13 protein-coding genes are annotated in these 17,561 nt (G+C 68.0%); 10 read left to right on the top strand and 3 right to left on the bottom strand.

All coding sequences use genetic code 11. The annotated features are described in order from the left end of the window. Positions 1-8: 8 nt before the first annotated feature. The 6 genes from EV284_RS21005 (at position 9) to EV284_RS20980 (ending at position 7,143) form a co-directional block, all read left to right on the top strand. The gene (locus EV284_RS21005) at positions 9-722 is read left to right on the top strand and encodes a TnsA-like heteromeric transposase endonuclease subunit (protein WP_165425600.1); all 714 of its coding nucleotides are present in this window, start codon (positions 9-11) and stop codon (positions 720-722) included. A 29-nt stretch (positions 723-751) separates the two neighbouring features. Further along, positions 752-2,863 (top strand): DDE-type integrase/transposase/recombinase, encoded by a 2,112-nt coding sequence (locus tag EV284_RS21000; protein ID WP_165425599.1) that lies wholly within the window; start codon positions 752-754, stop codon positions 2,861-2,863. A 70-nt stretch (positions 2,864-2,933) separates the two neighbouring features. Beyond that, positions 2,934-4,049 (top strand): ATP-binding protein, encoded by a 1,116-nt coding sequence (locus EV284_RS20995; RefSeq protein ID WP_165425598.1) that lies wholly within the window; start codon positions 2,934-2,936, stop codon positions 4,047-4,049. 179 nt (positions 4,050-4,228) lie between these two features. Continuing rightward, entirely contained in the window at positions 4,229-4,774 is a 546-nt protein-coding gene (locus EV284_RS20990) for an SLATT domain-containing protein (protein ID WP_130336329.1), read from the top strand. Positions 4,775-4,785: 11 nt separating this feature from the next. Further along, positions 4,786-5,664, top strand: coding sequence for a nucleotidyltransferase (locus EV284_RS20985; protein WP_165425597.1), 879 nt, complete (start codon positions 4,786-4,788; stop codon positions 5,662-5,664). Between the two features lie 240 nt (positions 5,665-5,904). After that, positions 5,905-7,143, top strand: coding sequence for a nucleotidyl transferase AbiEii/AbiGii toxin family protein (locus EV284_RS20980; protein WP_165425596.1), 1,239 nt, complete (start codon positions 5,905-5,907; stop codon positions 7,141-7,143). A 182-nt stretch (positions 7,144-7,325) separates the two neighbouring features. On the opposite strand, the gene EV284_RS20975 is transcribed toward EV284_RS20980, so the two are convergent. Then, positions 7,326-8,474 (bottom strand): hypothetical protein, encoded by a 1,149-nt coding sequence (locus EV284_RS20975; protein ID WP_130336325.1) that lies wholly within the window; start codon positions 8,472-8,474, stop codon positions 7,326-7,328. Positions 8,475-8,709: 235 nt separating this feature from the next. Between EV284_RS20975 and EV284_RS20970 the strand changes: the two genes are divergently transcribed. Continuing rightward, positions 8,710-10,947, top strand: a complete 2,238-nt coding sequence (locus EV284_RS20970; protein ID WP_242625750.1) for a hypothetical protein — start codon at positions 8,710-8,712, stop codon at positions 10,945-10,947. Positions 10,948-11,066: 119 nt separating this feature from the next. On the opposite strand, the gene EV284_RS20965 is transcribed toward EV284_RS20970, so the two are convergent. Together EV284_RS20965 and EV284_RS20960 are read right to left on the bottom strand one after the other, a co-directional pair. Beyond that, positions 11,067-11,378, bottom strand: coding sequence for a hypothetical protein (locus tag EV284_RS20965; protein ID WP_130336323.1), 312 nt, complete (start codon positions 11,376-11,378; stop codon positions 11,067-11,069). After that, positions 11,375-11,725: a hypothetical protein gene (locus EV284_RS20960; RefSeq protein WP_130336321.1), complete on the bottom strand. Its 351-nt coding sequence runs from the start codon at positions 11,723-11,725 to the stop codon at positions 11,375-11,377. The genes EV284_RS20965 and EV284_RS20960 overlap by 4 nt, the downstream gene beginning before the upstream one ends. Before the next feature lie 456 nt (positions 11,726-12,181). On the opposite strand from EV284_RS20960, the gene EV284_RS20955 reads away from it, so the two are divergent. From EV284_RS20955 to EV284_RS20945, 3 genes are read left to right on the top strand one after another with little or no spacing between them, the layout of a single operon-like run. Further along, positions 12,182-12,757, top strand: a complete 576-nt coding sequence (locus EV284_RS20955; RefSeq protein WP_242625749.1) for a hypothetical protein — start codon at positions 12,182-12,184, stop codon at positions 12,755-12,757. Further along, the gene (locus tag EV284_RS20950) at positions 12,754-14,826 is read left to right on the top strand and encodes a DEAD/DEAH box helicase family protein (RefSeq protein WP_130336317.1); all 2,073 of its coding nucleotides are present in this window, start codon (positions 12,754-12,756) and stop codon (positions 14,824-14,826) included. The genes EV284_RS20955 and EV284_RS20950 overlap by 4 nt, the downstream gene beginning before the upstream one ends. Further along, positions 14,816-17,551, top strand: a complete 2,736-nt coding sequence (locus tag EV284_RS20945) for a TerD family protein (RefSeq protein WP_130336315.1) — start codon at positions 14,816-14,818, stop codon at positions 17,549-17,551. Before EV284_RS20950 ends, EV284_RS20945 begins: the two co-directional genes overlap by 11 nt. Positions 17,552-17,561 lie beyond the last annotated feature (10 nt).

The raw sequence follows: 17,561 nt of genomic DNA, 5'->3' as shown, positions 1-17,561 counted from the left end.
GAGGTGCCATGCGTGACGTGCGGGTGAGTCATCTGGATGAGCGAGGGGAGCTGGTGTCGGCGGCACCGGCCAGCCTGGTGGGGGTGGCGGTGGAGGAGCGGCGTCCGCCGAGCGAGCCGGTGGCCTTTCACGGTCGTCCCGGGAAGCTCTCGCACTGGTGGTGTGCCACGACCGGTGGGCATGTGGTGTGCGGTTCGCTGCGGCGCCGCCGGGTGGCGCTGGAGCTGGACTTCGATCCGGAGATCGCCTGGATCGGCGGGGAGCCGGCGGAACTGCACTGGCAGGGCGCGCGGGGCAGGCGGCGCTGGCGCCCGGATTTCGTGGTGCGCACGGTCAGCGGGGCACGCCGGATCGTGCTCGTGAAGCCCGAGAAGGACGGCCCCCAGTGGCGGGAGGATCTGCAGGTCACACGCCAGGTCGCGATGGCGGCCGGCTGGCAGGTGTCGGTGCGGCATGTGCCGGAGGGGATGCGCCTGGCCAATCTGGAGTGGGCCGCCGACTATCGGCAGGCGGTGCGGGTACCGGCCGCGGAGCAGGATGCGGTCGAGGAGGCCTTTCGCCGCGAGCGCCCCATCGGTGAGGGCGCGCGGGCCAGCGGCGTGCCGTACGCCGCGGCACTTGATCTGGTGTACCGGCTGGTGTGGCAGCGCCGTCTGGACATCCACTGGGACCAGCCCCTGATGCCCCGTGCGACGGCGTGGCTTGCCGAGGGAGCCGCATGAGCGGGCCGGACGCGTTCACACCGAGGCAGGTGCGTCTGGGCGACCGGGTGCTGTGGCAGGGCGTGACCCACCAGGTGGTGGCCTTTCACGGTGCGAACGTCGTACTCCTGGCCGAGGAGACATCCACACCGGTGGAGGTGCTGTACACCGCAATGGTCTCCGTGCCGGGCTTCGCCGTGCTGGACGGTGACGGCTCCCCCGTCACGTCGGCTCCGATGCCCGCCGTGGATGCTCCGCCGTCCAAGGCCCAGCGCAAGGAGGCCAGGCGGTGGCATCGGCATATGAAGGAACTCGACACCGGGCTGTTGCCTGGCAGCAGCCGGGCCCGGCCCGGATACGAGCCGGGAGAAACGACGCTGGCCCAGCGTTATGCGTGCAAGTCACGGGAGCTGGCGGCTGCAGGTGTTGAGATCAGCGCCAAGACGCTGGAGTCGATGCGGCTGAAGTGGAAGCGCGCGGGCGAGAATCCGCTGGTTCTGATCGAGCGGCGCCCGCGCGAGGTCGGGCATCGCACGGACCCGCGGGTCATCGAGATCATGCGGGAAGTGGTGATGGGCCACGGCCGCGGGTCAGGGGTGGACACCCAGGCCGTTCGGGAGGAGGTGCTGGACGTCGTCCAGGACCGCTTCAAGGCGGAGTTGGAGGATCCCCAGGAGGCGCAGCGGCTACTGCTGAAGCGGGCCACGTTCTACCGGCGGATGGAGGACACCGGGCTCGCCGAGTACCTGGCCGCCCCCACGAAGCGGCGCGCCCAGCGAGCCAGTAAACCGCCTCCTCCGTACCGGCCCTCTCACGCCCTGCGGCCGGGTGAGGTGGTGCAGATCGACACCTCGCCGCTGAAGGTGAGGGCGCTCGGGGACAGTGCCGAGGCCATCTCGGCCGAGCTGACCTCGGCAATCGATGTGGCGTCACGTTCCAATTGCGCTGTGATGGTTGTCCCGGTGGTCACCGGGGAGGGTTCACCGGGCAAGCGGATCGGCGGCCGGGCGACTCGGGCCTACGACCTGGTGCTGCTGCTGGCGCAGTGCTTTGCCCCGCTTGCCTGGCGTCCGCACTGGGATCCCCTGGCGCTGGCCGCCAACTCGGCGCTGCCGTACCAGGACTTGCGCGACGCCGATGAGCGGTTCGCCCGTGCCGTGGCGGCGCGTCCGGTCATCCACCCACGCACGGTGATCATCGACCAAGGCAGCCCCTACCTGAGTGAACACTTCAAGTACGTGTGCGAGATGCTCGACATCACCATCGTGTACGCGCGCAAGGACACCCCGACCGACAAGCCGATCAAGGAGCGGTTCTTTCGCACTCTGGGCAGCCGGTTCAGCCAGCACGTGGTGGGCTGGACCGGTACCGGCTACGCCCACCGAGGGCTGGGGGTCGACAAAGGCCCTCTGTATCCCATCAACACGCTGCAGGACCTGGCCGAGCAGTGGGTCGCCCTCGACTACCAGCAGACACCGCACAAGGGGCTGCGCAGCCCGTTCACCCCGGGCCTGGTTCTGTCGCCGAACGAGATGTACGCGCAGCTGATGCCCATGACGGGCTACCGGCCGCGGCCGATCACCGCGGCCGAGGCACGCGAGATGCTGATCCCGGCCTGGGTGAAGATCTCCGACAAGGGCATCACCATCGAGAACCGCACCTACCAGAGTACGGACCGACGGATGCGGCTGCTGATCGAGCAGCGGTCCGGGATCAACGAGCACAACGACCGGTTCAAAGCGCGCTACAACCCCTACTACCCCGAGGTGGCCCACCTCTTCGACCACCTGTACACGCAGGAATGGATCGAGGTGGAGTTCATCTACCGGGACCTGCTCGACGACCGGTGGACGCAGGATCTGTGGGAGCGGGGCACCGCGGCGGTCGTGGACAACGGCGGCCGCAAGGACGACCAGCTGGCGATCGTCAAAGCGGTGCGGGCACTGCGCCGTTCACTGCGTCAGGGCCCCGGCCGCGCCGGGAAGGCCGCCCCCAAGATCCCGTTCCAGGGGCTGGAAGTGGCCGTAGAGCCCGAGCCGGTGGTGGACCCGTATGCAGGAGTGTCCATCGACATCGAGGCGGTCACCGCCTACCCGGCCCTGCCCATCGCCGGCCGGGAGATCGATCGGCTCCCGGCACCCAACGACGCAGACGCTCCGTAAGAGACAGCTGCCCACCGACCGCGCCCCGTGGGGCACGGCGGGCTCCCCTTCCGTCCCCCAGGAGGACACCGTGGCAACCTCCGCCGCCGCACGCGCCGAGCGGGAACGACAGATCCTTGGCCATGCACGGGCCGCGCCGATGGCGCCGCGCTGGATCTTCACCCTGCAAGGCTGGAACGCCTACGTCCACGAGGTGATCGAGCGCCCCGAGATCGCGGACTCCGCCCCGCTCGGTACCCCGGTCACCTCCGACGACCCCCGCCTTCGCTACCACGGGCATCTGCTGCTGGTCCCTAATCCCCCCTTCGATGCGGCGCTGTTGAAGACGCACCGGCTGCTGCTGGTCAACCGCAACCGGCGCGAGGGATTGGTGGACCGGGTGATCGACGGGCCGCCCGGCACCGGCAAGACCTTTCTGCTGCGGGCCATCGGCCGGGAATTCCAGACCACCATCGAGGAAATGCACGACGACCGGATCCCCGTGGTGCACATCCTGGCCCCGAGGGATGCGGACAGCCTCGTGAACTGGGTATGGGCGATCGCCGAGTTCCTGGGCCTGGCCCCGGCGCCGCTGACCGAGGACGAGGTGCGTCAGCCCAGGCGCACGCCCGACCTCTCCCAGTCCGTGTGGCACGTTCTGGAGCGGCGCTGGACCCAACTGCTGCTCGTGGACGGTATGCAGCGAGTGCACCCCGACCAACTCGTCCCGGTGTTGCACTTCTTCGACGACCTGCGCGAGGAGCTCGGTATCACGACCGTCTTCTGCGGCACCGGTGCCCGCGAGATCGTACGGGCGGCCCGCGTGAAGGCGGACGGCCTCAGCGAGGCATATCAGGGCCTGAGTCTGCGGGCGCCGGTCATCGCTGGCGAGGACGGCAGGCAACACAAGGTCCTCCCCCAGGCGGATCCCAGCCGACTGCCGGTGGCCTGGCTCGACCCCATCCCGCTGTACGACGGTGACCAGGAGACCTGGCCTAGCGTCTTGCGCGGCTTTGAAGAGGCCCTCTGCCTGCACCGGCTCTCGCCACATGCTCTGGTCGGCGAGGCCAAGTACCTGCACCGCCGCACCGGCGGCTATCTCAAACTGCTGTCCCAGCTCATCTGCCAGGCAGCCATCACCGCCATCGAAGAAGGCATCGAGGACATCACGCTGGAGCTGCTGAAGGGCATCGACATCGGCGGCTGACCCCCGTGTCGGAGGGCGCGCTGCCATGTCTGGGGTTCGCCCCTCTGAGCTGCTTTGCAGGGCCTGGCCCAAGCAGCTGCGCCCGATGCCAGCAGTCGGCAGGCTGTCCTCCCCGCCGCAGTAGGGCGGACAGTGAGCACCGGTGCATGAGTGTCAGCGGGTACCGCTAGCGTTCCTCCATGCCGGAAACCGCCCCACCAACCGACGCCGATCGCCGTAAGGCCATAGCAGGCGAGCTGGAACGTCTTGAGGAGAGTGCAAAGTACAGCGCGCAGTCGCAGTTTGAGCAGGCCAAGCGCTGGCGTGTCATCAACCTCTGGCTTGGCGTCCCGGCAAGCGGTCTCGCGGCCATCGCCGGCGCCGCGGCCTTGGTGACGGCCTCCGGGCGCGTGATCGCCGGCCTCGTTGCCCTCACCTCTGCCGTTCTGGGGGCCATCTTGACCACCATCAACGCCTCGCACCGAATGAACCAGGCCGCCGCGGCAGCCAATGCTTACCTGGAGATCCAGACTGCCGCCCGTCAGGCGCGCGAGATCGACCTCCCTTCCTGGACGTTGGAGGAGGCCCGAAGCGCACTGGCTGAACTCACTGCCCGGCGCGACGAGCAGAACAAGACCGCCGAGCCTCCTAGCCAACGCGCCTACCTGCGCGGTAAGGCGAACATCGAAGGCGGCGGGCAGACCTACGGCGTCGACGCGTCCGTCGATGAGCCCGAAGCACAGTAGAAAGCGACGCCATGGTGATCTCGGTGAACCAAGGGTTCGACCTCTTCTTGAAGCAGTTGACGCCCAGGGCGGGCGAGCGCGAGGCCAAGGCGCGGCACCGGGCCAGCGTGGAGGCTTCGTTGCGGGCCGCGTCGTTTGGAGTCTTGTGGTTCAGGGAGACGGGATCGTTTACCCACGGGACCGGTCTCCGGGGACACTGCGATGTGGACTTGCTGGTCAGTATCAAAGCTGTTCGCCCAGCCAGCTCGGAGACGGCCCTCGAATGGGTGAGGTCGGCGCTTAAGTCGAGCTTCCCCTACACCGAGGTCGTGATCCGGCGCCCCACAGTGCAGGTGAGATTCGCTTCTGGGGCCGAGATCTGGGAAGTCCTTCCCGGGTTCGTCACCTATCGCGGCGGTGCCACCTCGGTCTACGACATCCCCGGAGCCGCTCAGGGCTGGATGGACTCCGCCCCGACCGCACACCTGGACTACGTGAACGAAGCCAACGCGCGGCGTGCTGTGGCTGGCGGGGCCAAAGCGTTGGCCAGGTTGGTCAAGGCCTGGAAGTACTACAACAACGTGCCGGTGTCCTCCTTCTACCTGGAGATGCGCGCCGCCCAGCACATGGCAGGCGAACCGAGCTTCGTCCCCGTCTGGGACATATGCCGCCTGCTGGAGAAGCTGGATGGCCACCAACTCGCCGATATGAACGACCCCGTGGGGAAGGCCGGGCGCTTCGCCGCCTGCTCCAGCGAGGCGACGCGACGCGAGGCGCTCTCCAAGCTCAGCACTGCGGCGACCCGTGCCAGGAGAGCACTCGACGCCTACCAGAAGGAAGATCACGCCGCGGCGTTCACCTACCTCGATCTCCTCTTCGCCAGCCGCTTCCCCAGCCGCTGGCAGAGCTAGCGGGAGTTCTCCTGAGGTATTAGGGGCAGGACGAACCTCAGTCCTCACCGTGCTCACCCACTGCACCGTCGACCGTGCGGCGCGACAGCACGCGGACTTCCTGCCGCCGGGAGCGGTCCTCCGCCTTCGCCGTGCGGCGCGTCGGCCGAGGGCCGGTATCGTGGTTGATGCGGTGCCCCACTGCGGCTGTTGGGCCGCCTGAAGAACCTGCGCCTGCGGCGCAACCGGGAGAGACGTTCCGTGATCAGCCGTGAGGAGATCGACGCGAAGAGCACCGAGCTCGGCGTCGGCCCGTCCCACGTGCAGCGAGACTACGTCTTCGGCTGGCTCCTGGCCGGGCTCTACGGCGAGAGCCGGCTCGGCGACCGCCTCGTCCTCAAGGGCGGAAACGCCTTGCGGAAGGGGTACTTCGGGAACACCCGCTTCTCCGAGGACCTCGATTTCGCCTTCCCGGGCCGCATCAACCCGCAGGACTTCCTCGACGCGCTCAACGACATCGGCCGGATGGCGCAGGCCAGGACCGGAGTCCAGTTCCACCTCGACCGCACCGAGCAGCTCAGCAGGGAGAGCATCAACCGCGAGCAGACGGTCTACACGTACCAACTGTTCTTCACCGACTTCTACGGTAAGAGCAGCAACGTGCCGGTGAGCCTCCACTTGGACGTCACCGAGTTCACCCGCCTCCAACTGCCGCCGCGGTCACGTGCGCTCATCCATCCCTACAGCGACCACGAAGCCTGCGCGGCGCACGTATCGGTGATCAGTTTGGAGGAGGCCCTCGCCGACAAGCTGAAGTGCCTCCTGCAGCGCCGCTCCATCCACGACCTGTTCGACCTCGCCTACTCGACCTTCGTCAACGGCGAGATCCAGGTCGACAAACGCAACGTGGTCACCACCTTCCTACGGAAGACCATCTTCGCGCCCAGCCCCGGCGCAGCCCTGAGCCTGCTCGCTGCCATTCCCTTCGACAGCATGCGGCACCTGTGGGACAGCACGATCACCTGCGCCCGCGGCAGCCTTCCGGAGTTCACCGACACGGTGGCACGCTGGAAAACCGAACTGGACCTGCTCTTCGCCGACTTCCCCCGCGGGCAGCGCAGCGAAGCGGCGTTCTACCCGGCACACCTGCGCACACCCATCATGGAGGCGGGCGCCGAGCGCAAGCTCGTCCGCCTGACCTACGACGGACGGGATCGGCTGGTCGAGCCGTATGCCCTGCGCTTCAAACGCCGCAAGGACGGCGTCGGCCAGGAGTACCTGTACGTGTGGGACCGCACCGGCGGACGTACCGGCCCCAACATCAAGTCCTGGCTCCACTACAAAATCGACAACCTGACCGTCACCGATGAGCGCTTCGAGCCGCGGTACGAGGTCGAGCTCGCGAAAGCCGGCGAGTTCAGCGACCGCCTCGGCTTCAGCCGCCGCACACGCCGCCACGTCATTACGCCGCCGTCCGGACGGCGCGTGCGGCGGCGGTAGCGTGAGAGAGGGTGCGAGGGAAGGTGTCTACGGCTTGGCACCGTTGCGGGTCATGTCAGCGCCGCCCCGCGGTGCTGTCGGCCGACAGCACTCTCTTACGCTCGTACTGAATCCGCTTCCCTGGCGAAGTTCCCTGTTCGGGCAGCGGGACTGGTCAGCTGTCCTGCAGGGGCGCCCGGACGCTAACCCAGGTCCGCCAGGTCCATGCAGAAGTCCTCTCCGTGTCTGACCCAGTCCTCGCCGTCCCGGCCGCTTTGCACCGCTTGCGTGGTCAGATCGGCCAGGACGTCAGGCAGGTCACGCAGACCGCGCAGTACGTACGTACCGTTGCGTGGACCGGCTTCCGACCGGCCCACCAGATCAGCGATCTCCCGGTCGGGGACAACGACGTGGCAGTAGGGAACAGCGCGGCTCACCGCGTCGATGTCGTGCACCGTATTGCGGTTCCATTTCCTGGCTGCGTTGCGGAACAGCTCCACCTTCACGTCGACGGCGATGCGCACCGACGGGATGCGGTCGGCGAAAGCAACCATACGAACCCGGGATGCCTTGGGGCGGGCCGGATCGACTCCGGTGGCCCGGAGCAGGTCCAGCCGGTACTCGGCGAACAGATCGCGAAGGAGCTCGTAGTGTTCGTGGATGATTTCGCGGGCCTGGACGCGCACACGCAGCTCCGATCTGCTGACCGGATCGCCGGCCAGCAAATCCGCGAAGAACGTCTCCCAGTCGACTCGGCTCTGGCTGACCCTTTCGACTTCTTCGGGCCGGTATCCGAGTTGCCGAAGCCTTGGAATGTCAGCGTCTTGCGGCCCTGCCAGGAGTTGGTACTCGGTGAACTGAGCGGCCCTGCGCAGGAAGTCGGGGAGCCCTGGCATTGACGCCGGATCGACGGGACCGGATGGCCCGCGCAGTTGCGGCTGCAGGCGCGTGCCGGCGTACGCCCAGCCCCACCCGATTCCCAGCGGTTGGGGAGGTGTGGGCCGGAACGCCGGCCGGCCGAAGCTCAGATGCATGGCCTCCAGGAACTGATGACGCAGCAGGATCCTGCCGGAGCAGAGGGTGCGGCAGCGCGAAATCGACGCCATCGTGCGGGCGAGGTCTGCCCTCTGGCGGGGGTGAGTAATGCGGGCCGTCTCGTGGTAGTGGGTGACGGACAGGGGGAAGGCGACGCCAGCTTCGCTGGCCTGGCGCACCGCGGCGAGCACCTGCAGGTCGGACGGCTCGCGCGGTTGACCGATTGCCGCGCTCGCCAGACGCACCCACACCCATTGATCCAGGTAGGCCGAGGGAACGGCCGTCTTCAGGCTGGCTGGTTGTGCGGCCTGTGCCATCGCGGTCCTGCCTGTCTGGATCGTTGCTCGTGTACGCGTCGGTGAGGCTGCGACCTCTGTTCCGGTGATGGTGCCATCCCCCACTGACATGGGCCCGCGCCTTTCCTGCCGGTGGCCTCAGCCAAGGCTGCCGTGCACGCTGGCCGTCGTACGGGCTGCGGGCAGGTCGTCTGAGTGGTGACAGCTGCGCCTGGGGCCGGTTCGATTGTCAGTGGCCGCCGTTAGGGTCGATGCTGTGATCAGGGAGTACTACCCGCGGGCGTGGCAGCATCTGGACAATGCGCGGCGGGCCGAGGTGGCGATGGCGCGGTTGTGGAACACGCTGCTCGAAGGCGAGCTCGTCGAGGAGGGCGTGGTCACGCATCCGGAGGGGTCGGGGGTCATCACGGCCTGGCTGGCTTGGCCGCCGGGCAGGCAGGCGGAGCTGACCGAGCTGTTTGGCGGGTGCGTGCAGGAGCTGTGGGCCTGCCTGGACGCGCTGGTGACGGAGTCGGTCGAGGCATTCAGTGCGCTGCAGCGGCTGCGCAGGCCGGAGTGCCCCCGGATCTTTCCGGTCGCTGATTCTCTCGAGGGGTTCAGGGAGTCGCTGGCCGAGTCGTGCATGGACGGCGCCCTGCGGTCGCACGTGGCGATGGTGGAGGACTGCCAGCCCTTTCAGGACAGCGATGGCGACGAGGTCATCGACCGGATCCGCCGGGGACTGGGCCATCTGCTGGAATGGGAGGCGGCGCTGGATGCCGGGGCGGTGATGAGTGCGTGGGCGACCCCCGTCGAACCGCAGGTCCGTGCCGCTGCGCCCGCGATGGTCGAGACCGTTAGCGCAGCGGAGCCCGGCGCGCTCGGCGAACAGGAACATGTCCTGGCCCGCTACCGGCTGAGCTCCTACCAGCGCGGGTGTGCTGTGACCGCACAGGCAGGCACGTACGTCGACCTGTGTTTCACGGAGGGGTTCGTCCCGGTCGATGACGAGGACACCTTCGTCCGGCGACTGTCCTTGGCAATCGAGGCGGTCACCCGGTTCGCCATCTCGTTTGCGTGGCTGTCTAGCCAGGTGCCGGGCAGCCGGCGCGTGCTGTCTGCCGGATACGCCGTCCTCGGCGATACTTGGATCGCAGCCACACGCTCGTCGAGGCACTGGTCCGCCGGGCAACTGGCCGCGCTGGCCTCCTCGGATATAGGCCTGGGACGAGTCGAGGACGCCGACACGCTCACGCTGATGGTGAGCACTCCGAGCGGGGTGTTCGAGCGGGTCGTCCCGCACGCGACGCCCTTGCGCAGCCACGATTCGCGGGGCACGGCCGCGGAGAGGGCCGTGCAGGATGCGGCGGCCACCTGGGGCCTGCCGGATTTCGTGATGGCCCCGAGCGTGGAACGCAAGGGGCGAGGCGTGCGGGAGATCAGCGACGGTCTGCTGGTGGTCGGCGACCAGGGGGTCGTTGTGCAGATCAAGGCGCGCGAGGGCGAGCCAGCCTCAGCAGAGCGGGAGACGTCCTGGGTCCTGAAGCAAATCACTGCGGCGGGCAAGCAGATCCAGGGCACCGCCCGCCGGCTGCGGGCAGAGAGCGTACACATGGTCAACGGACGGGGCCGCCGCGTCCGCATCGACGGACCGGCCATCGACTGGGTCGGCGTCGCCATCATCGAACACCCTGACCCTCCAGAGGAGTTGGCTGTCGCGGAGCAGCACGGACACACCCCGGTGATCGCTCTGCTGCGACGCGACTGGGAGTTCTTGTTCAACCAGCTGCGCTCCACCCACGCTGTGGTCGGCTATCTGCACCGGGTCGGCACGTGGGCGCCCGTTCTGGGCGGCGAGCCGGAGCGTTACTACGAGCTGGCCGCTGCGGACGCCGAGGCAGTACCGGGAGAGGCGGACCCGTCCTGGACTCGGCGCGGTGGACAGCCGCACAGCGTGCCCCTGCTGCCCGCCGCCCCCGCCGGCAGTGACGACGACGAAGCCCACACCATGGTCCGCATCATGCTCGAGGACGTAGCTACCAGCCCCCTGGAACCGGACGAGTGGGATACCCGGCAACGCGTCCTGGCCTGCCTCGACAGCCTCCCGGTCGGGTACCGCACAGATCTGGGCCGATTTCTGCTGGACGCGCTGACCGCGGTCGCCGAACCGGAGACCGGCACCACGGTATGGCGGATGCGCACCTTCATCGCCGGACCTGATCGGGATCAGCTTGGCTTCGCGGTCTGTTCCGCCCTGACCGACCACACCCGCGCCGCGTTCTCCGCCTGGCTTCAGCTGCGCCATCACGAACGCGGCGAGCATGCGGACCTCACCCAGCTCACGTCGGTCGGTGTGCTGCTCACTCCCCGCGCCGACGGTTACCGGGAATGGGACACCACCATGAGCGCCATCAGTGGCGATCCGGAACTGACGGGTGAGGAACTACGCGCCTTTCAGGGTCTGTTCAATACACCCAAGGGCCCGGCAGCCACCGCCTCGACGCCGTCGCCCTGACAAGGCGACAGCGGCAAGCAGTCGGCTCAAGCTCCGGGTGAAGGCAAGCAACTGGAGCGGACCGTCAGTTGAAGTGGGGATCTGCCATCGCTCGGTGATCGGCTGGGCTGCCACTGTGGTCAGTGGTGTTCACGCAGCCGGGCGAGGAACTGCCGGACGAGGGCGTCTACTTCGCAGTCGGCGCTGAATCCCTTGAGCAGGATGCGTTCGATGTGAGCGATTCCGCTGCTGCGCCAGAGCCTGTCGAAGGCGGCGTCCGCGGCGAACTGTTCGTGCGGATGCAGGTCGTCGACCTCGATGGCACCCACCTGGCCGGAGGCGGTGACGATAAAGTCCGGGACCCAGACGCTGCCGCTGCCGAGCCAGCCCCTTGGCAGCGGGAAGACCGCGATGGTGGAATCCTGCGGCAGCTGTGCCTGCGCCCGCTTCAACGCCTCGTAGACGAGCAGTTGCTCCTGGGAGTCGGAGGCGAAACCGTCCGGCTGAGAGTCGCGACTGCCTCCGTGCCGCAGAGTCCGGGGCCTTGGCTGGGGGGTGTCTTGTTGATCAGCTTCTCTTGGAGGTTCTGCCGCCATTCGTCACCGGTTTCGGGGAGGGCCGGAATGACGCTGACGTTGTCCACCAGGAGATCGTGACGTGCCGCAACGTGGACGAACAGGGGCTGGATGGCGGCGAGGACCTCCCGGGTGAAGCGGCCAACGAGGTAGAGCGGCACGATGAGGGCGACGTCTTCGCCTTCCTCAGGTCCGGCGCTGGGGAAATGCTCGAGGTCTTCCACGTCCGCCAGTAAGGCTGCGGCCTGGCTTCCTCGTACAGCAGGAACGCGGTCTGGGCCAGGATGCGATGCAAGATGCTCGACAGGGGCTCGTCCGGCTCCAGTGACGTGTCCTCCGTCCGCACGGAGGGGCCTTGGACTTGCCCATCCCGAAATGGCCGCATCCGCACAACCGCGGCTGGGGCCCGTCGGACCAACTCGTCCGGCCCGGTTGGATGCGGCAGCTCGCGCCACACTGAGCAGCCTGGCTCAATCGGCGTGCTGTTCTAGAGAATCCTGCGCCCGACCCAAGACTCCGCGAGAAGATTCACTGGCTCGGTGGCCAGAACACAGCGGGTCACCGGTGCACGCGGTTTCCCGGACCGGCCGAACCACAGCACGCCGGTGAGAGTTGGATGGCGCTGACCGCTGCGAGAGTGAGATGAGCCGGGGGGGAACATGGCAAAGTGGTTTGAGCGTATGGCAGCGATTCCTGGTGTGCGGTTCACCGGGAGCCCGGGCGTCGTCCGCGAGGTGCTCGCAGAGGCGCATGTCCGTCCGCAGATGTCCTACGTCTCACTGATGTGGCCTACCGCTGAGGGCAGCACGTCGGCAACGCCGGCCAGCCGCCATATGCCGATGGAGGCAAGCGGAGCGGACCTGGTCAACCGAGTCTGGGAAGCGCTGGAGCTTCCCGGTGAAGCGATGGACTACCACTTCGTCCTCCAAGGTGCGGTGGACCGCTTGTGGAGCGGCAGACGCTTCTACCCTGAGGGGCTTGAGCTGCTTGAGGTGTTCGCGCTGCTGGACTTGGAGTTGATGGAGGCTGCCCCACAGGCGGTCTCCTTTGACACCGGCCTCGTCCCGGCTTCGTTCGTGCACGTGACGTCCGTTCCCCGACTGGTGATGCTGCTGGAGCGCGAAGGCGCCTTCACCGAAGCCCTAGAAGTGGCACGACGACTGGCTCCTTTCGAGCAGGGTGAGGATGCGGTAGCCCGCCTCTCGGAGAAGATTGGCGCGCTGGCGGCCGAGGCGACGGTTGGCGGGGCGGCATGAGTGCTGGGCTGGAGCAGCTGATCCCCTCGGCGTCCTTCCTGGAAGAGGCCTTCCTGCGCTGGGTACTCACTCCAGCCGCGCAGCAAGGAATCGTGGCGCATGTGCACAGCCAGCATCCGGTGACGGTCAACGAGCGCACCTACCGGCTGGACTATCTGATCGCAGGCGAGTCGCTGCACCTGGCCGTCGAACTGGACGGCTTCACCTTCCACAGTGACCGCACTGCCTTCACCTACGACCGGCTGCGGCAGAACGACCTTGCGGCCACGGGGCTGACGGTGCTGCGGTTTTCCTACGACGCGGTGCGCCTGGACACCGCACGCTGCGTTGCTCAGCTGCAGGCGATGCTGCGCCGGGATGCCGTGCTCTCGCCTCTGATCATTGCCGCGCCGCGCGTCGAGATCCCGGACATGGTGGGCGATCCCCTGCGGGCGGCCGACCCTCCTCGGGTAACACGGTCACCAGCCGATGAGGCCTACTTCACTGGCGTGCGCGCTCAGGTCGCCCGGGAGCCGTTGCGTACTTGCCAGGACGAGGCCCTGGCCGCGCTGGCCAACTACTACGCCTCCGGCGGTCGGCATGCGGCCACGGTGATGGCGGTCGGGGCTGGCAAGACCGCGCTGGGGGTGGCGGCTGCACTGTCGTTCACCAGGCGGCGAGCCCTGGTGGTGACTCCGGGCTCGGTCATCCGCGGCACCTTCGCCAAGGCACTCGACCCAGGAGTGCCGGGCAACGTCCTGTACGGGCTTGCGGGCGGCCCGCTCCTGCCGGGTGCACGGCCGCCGGCCACGCTGGTCCTGGACGCGGACGACGAACAGATCGGCCGGGTGAGTCGGCAGCGGATGCTGGCTGCGGACGTGCTGGTGACGAACTTTCACGCACTGGGCACCGGCGACAAGGACGGCGACCTACTGGCCAAGCTGGAGCCGGGGGATGTCGACTTCATCGTCGTCGACGAGGCCCACATCGCGGCTAGCGCCTCCTATCAGCGGTTGTTCGCCCACTTCCGGGATGCGCGCACGCTGTTGATGTCGGCGTGCTTCCAGCGTCTGGACGGCAAGCCGATCGACGCCGATGTCGTCTACCGCTACCGGCTGGTGGATTCCATCGCGGATGGCTCGGCGAAGAACCTGCGCGTGCACCGGTTCGCCCCGGATGCGGCGGCCACGGTGTACGAGGCGGTGTGGCCCGACGGGCGGCGTGAGCAGATCGTGGGCCGCGACGCCCTGCTGGCCGCGCTCGGAGACGAGCGGAAGATGGCCCGCATCACCGCGCAGTCCGATGCTTCAATCCGGCAGGTGATGGCCGTGACACGGGCCTGTTTGGACGCGCAGGCCAAGCTGCTGGCCCCCGTCAAACCCCGGGTCTTGTTTGCGGCGTTGGGGCAGGCCCACGCCCACCAGATCGCCCGGATTGCCGAACAGCACGGCATCTCCTGCGCCACGCTGCACCACAGCATGTCGGCGTCGGCGATCAAAGCCACCCGGCGGCGTTTCGAGTCGGACGCGGGTGATCTGCAGGGCATCGTGCAGTTGCGGATGCTCGGCCAGGGCTACGACTTCCCACCCATCACCGTGGTCGTGCCCGTGCGCCCCTACGGCAGCTTCGGCGAGTTCTACCAGTTCATCGGGCGCGGGGTACGGGTGCTGCAGCATCCCGGTCTGGCGGCCGATCAGCAGTACCTGGATGTGGTCTGCCATGCCGAACTCGGCCTCGAGGACCACCTGGAGGGCATGTGCGAGGACAACGACATGGATCCCGCGCTGCTGCTCGACGTCCCCCTGATCGATGCCGACACGCTGGAGGCTGGCGTCGTGGGTGGTGACGGCGCTGAAGAGGAGGCATCTGACAGTGCGTTCCTGGGCGGGGTCGATGCGTTCGTGCTGTACGAGCAGGGGCGTGTGGAGCAGCGGGTCGTGCACGACCTGGACCGGGTGGAGGCCCGGAGGGCGGAGCGGGAGTTGCAGCTGATGGCGCAGCGCTACGCCGTCTACGCGCAGAACACCGCGACGCCGATGCCGTTTGAGCAGTTCGTCGAGTACATGCGGAGGCTGACCGGTGGCCGGTGATCTGTCGCGCTGGTGGCAGCCTGCTCTCGACGCGTCTCCCGAGGACTGGCTTGCCCTGGAGGCTGCTGCCGGTCGGCAGCAGCGGTTCGCTCAGCTCGACGCCCTCGCGGCCCGGCTGCTGGCCGCGGCGCTGGCCGGCCGGCGGGTGGCCTCGGTGGTCAAAGGGACAGGGCCGGAGGCAGCCGACAGCGTCAAGGTGTTGAGACTCACCGCCCGGCAGAGAGCATGGTGCGCCGAGGCGTTCGGCGTTCAGGAGCAGCAGCAGCGCGGTGCCTGGTATCTGCCGCAGAAGATGTCACTGAAAGCCGGGGCGGTAAATCTGCCGCACCTGGTGCGCCAACGGCCCGCTCACGCGCTGACGTTGGCCGCGGACGACTCGGCTGGCATCATCCTGGTGGACGGGTCGGCCGACGCGGTGTTGCTGTGGTCGGTGCTGGTCCCGTTGTTCGAGACACTGATCGAGCCGATCCGGGTGCGGGCAACGGGCCCGGCCAAGACAATCGACGACCAGCGGCGGCTGTGGTCCGGCATTGAGGAGCGCTACCGCCTGCTCGGCATTGCCGACGAGGCGCTGGAGGACTTCACCTTCGGCGGCGGCTGGCACCGGTTGGACCGGCCGGGGCAGCAACGCGCCCGTCTGCGTCTCCTGGACTCTCTTACCTCCATCGATCCGATGCAGCTGGCCACCCGCCACCGCAGCCTGCAGCTGCAGGCCCTGATGGCCGCCTTCGCGAAGAAGGCCGCTAAGACCGGCACCGCCCTGGCGCGCCGGGTGCTGACGCGCGCCCTGCAGCCGGTCATCTCCGGCTATTTCGCCGGTGACTGGCTGGCCGTGCTGGACTACCTTCAGGCGCCGCCGCACCCGGACGAGGAGGTCATCACCGCACTGCCTGAGCCGCGCCTGTATGTGGGGATGTCCGCCCAGGCGGCCAGCATGGCGGCCGAGGCGGGCATCCCGGAGGACGAGATTCATGCAATGCTCGCGGCCTTCCTCGGCGGCCCGACCTCCCTCTCTCCCGTCGAGGAACGCGTGGCAGCCCTGCGCAACTGGTGGACGGCCTTCGACCAGGCGCACGCCGCCCAACGCCCCGGCATGCGGTCGCTGTGGGGACTCGTCGATGACAGCATCATGGCCTTCGTGCCGGACGATCACGGCTTCACCCAGCAGCTGTACCGGCAGGTGCTGCCCGCTGCGGTCAACGAGCAGGTGGACCGGCTGTGGCAGTGGGTGACGCTGCAGCGGCACGCCAAGAGCATCGTCAGCAACCCACAACCCCACCAGCTGATGGCCGAAACCCTCGGCCCGGCCCCGGAGTTCTGGCACGGCGTCGCGCTCACCGCCTGGTTCGTGTGCGAAGGCCCCTACTCCCGCGCCCCACTGTCCGGTGTGGCCGACTACTACAGCCGCCCCCTCGCCGCACTGCGAGATACCGGCTGCCCCGTCTCGCCAGACCTTTTCGAGGAACTGCGCACCGCTGAACGGCATTTGGGACCGGAGGAGGCAATCGTCAAGCGGCGCAGCGAGCTCCCGGTGGACACGGACGTCGGTTCCTTCAGCCTGACCATGAGCTACAGCAGCGGCAGCCGCAGGGAAGGCTTCGAGCGGGTCCGCGACATCGTCACCCGCCATCGCCGTGCCTGGGCCGAGCAGTACCTCGACACCTACCTTGAGCAGCGCTGGCGCACCGCGCTGGAAGACGTCGCCCGCGCCCATCACCGGCACGTGGCCGCGAAGAGCCGGCCGCCCACCCTGATCCAGTTCGCCGAGTTCGCCACCACCACGGCCAACCAGTGGACCGGCGGCGACCTCGGCGCGCTGTATACCGCGATCGGCGAGCCCGCACCCACCCAGCAGGAGCGCCCGGCCCGTCTCCTGCCGGGGGGCGACGGCCATGACTTCGCCCGCCGCGTCTACACCGCGCTCGGCGGCATCGCCGTCGACGACGATCTGCGCATGAACCAGCCCGAAGAAGCCGGACGGCAATGGCAACTCAGCTGCCTGGCCGTCGAAAGTCTGCGCTACGTGCAGCTCCACGAAGCCCTCGGCCAACCCCCCACACCCAAACAGTTCGGCTCCACGCGGCTGGCCTTGGTCTGGCCCGGAGGAGAAGCCGAAGGCTGGCCCGTCTTCCAACACACCCTGACCGCGCTCACCAACACCAACCTGCCCTCAGAGCGATCGGACGCCGGGCCGACCGAGAGCCACCGTGATGCCCCGCAAAGCGCCGGGAGGGCGCTGAGCAAGGGGGCGAACGCCCCTCTGGAAGCCGAAGCCGTCACGGTACGCCTCATCACCACCGGCGCACCCGTCGATGTCTCCGCCGTACTCCTCACCAGCCACGGCAGAGTACGCGGCGACCACGATCTCGTCTTCTACAACCACCCCCACCAAGACGGAGTCCACAGCAGCACAGCCGCCATCACCGCGGAACTACCCCACATCCCTGCCGACGTCCACAGCATCGCCGTCATCGCCAGCATCGACCTCGAAGCACTGCCTACGGCCGTCTTCGACCAGCAATCCATATGGCGTGCGGAGACCACCCAACCCTCGGGCACCAACTTTTCCTTCGAGCCAGCACCCTTCACTTCGGGCGAGACCGTCTCCATCGTCGTGGAGATCTATCGGCACGCTTCGGGCTGGAAAATTCGTGCTGTCGGTCAGGGCTACGACACGGGGCTTGCCGGCCTGGCCGCGGACTACGGCATCGACGTCGAACGCTGACAGCGAAGTC

This window comes from Streptomyces sp. BK022 (genome assembly GCF_004217355.1).
Lineage (GTDB): Bacteria > Actinomycetota > Actinomycetes > Streptomycetales > Streptomycetaceae > Streptomyces > Streptomyces griseoluteus.
This window is presented reverse-complemented; position numbering and strand designations above follow the sequence as displayed.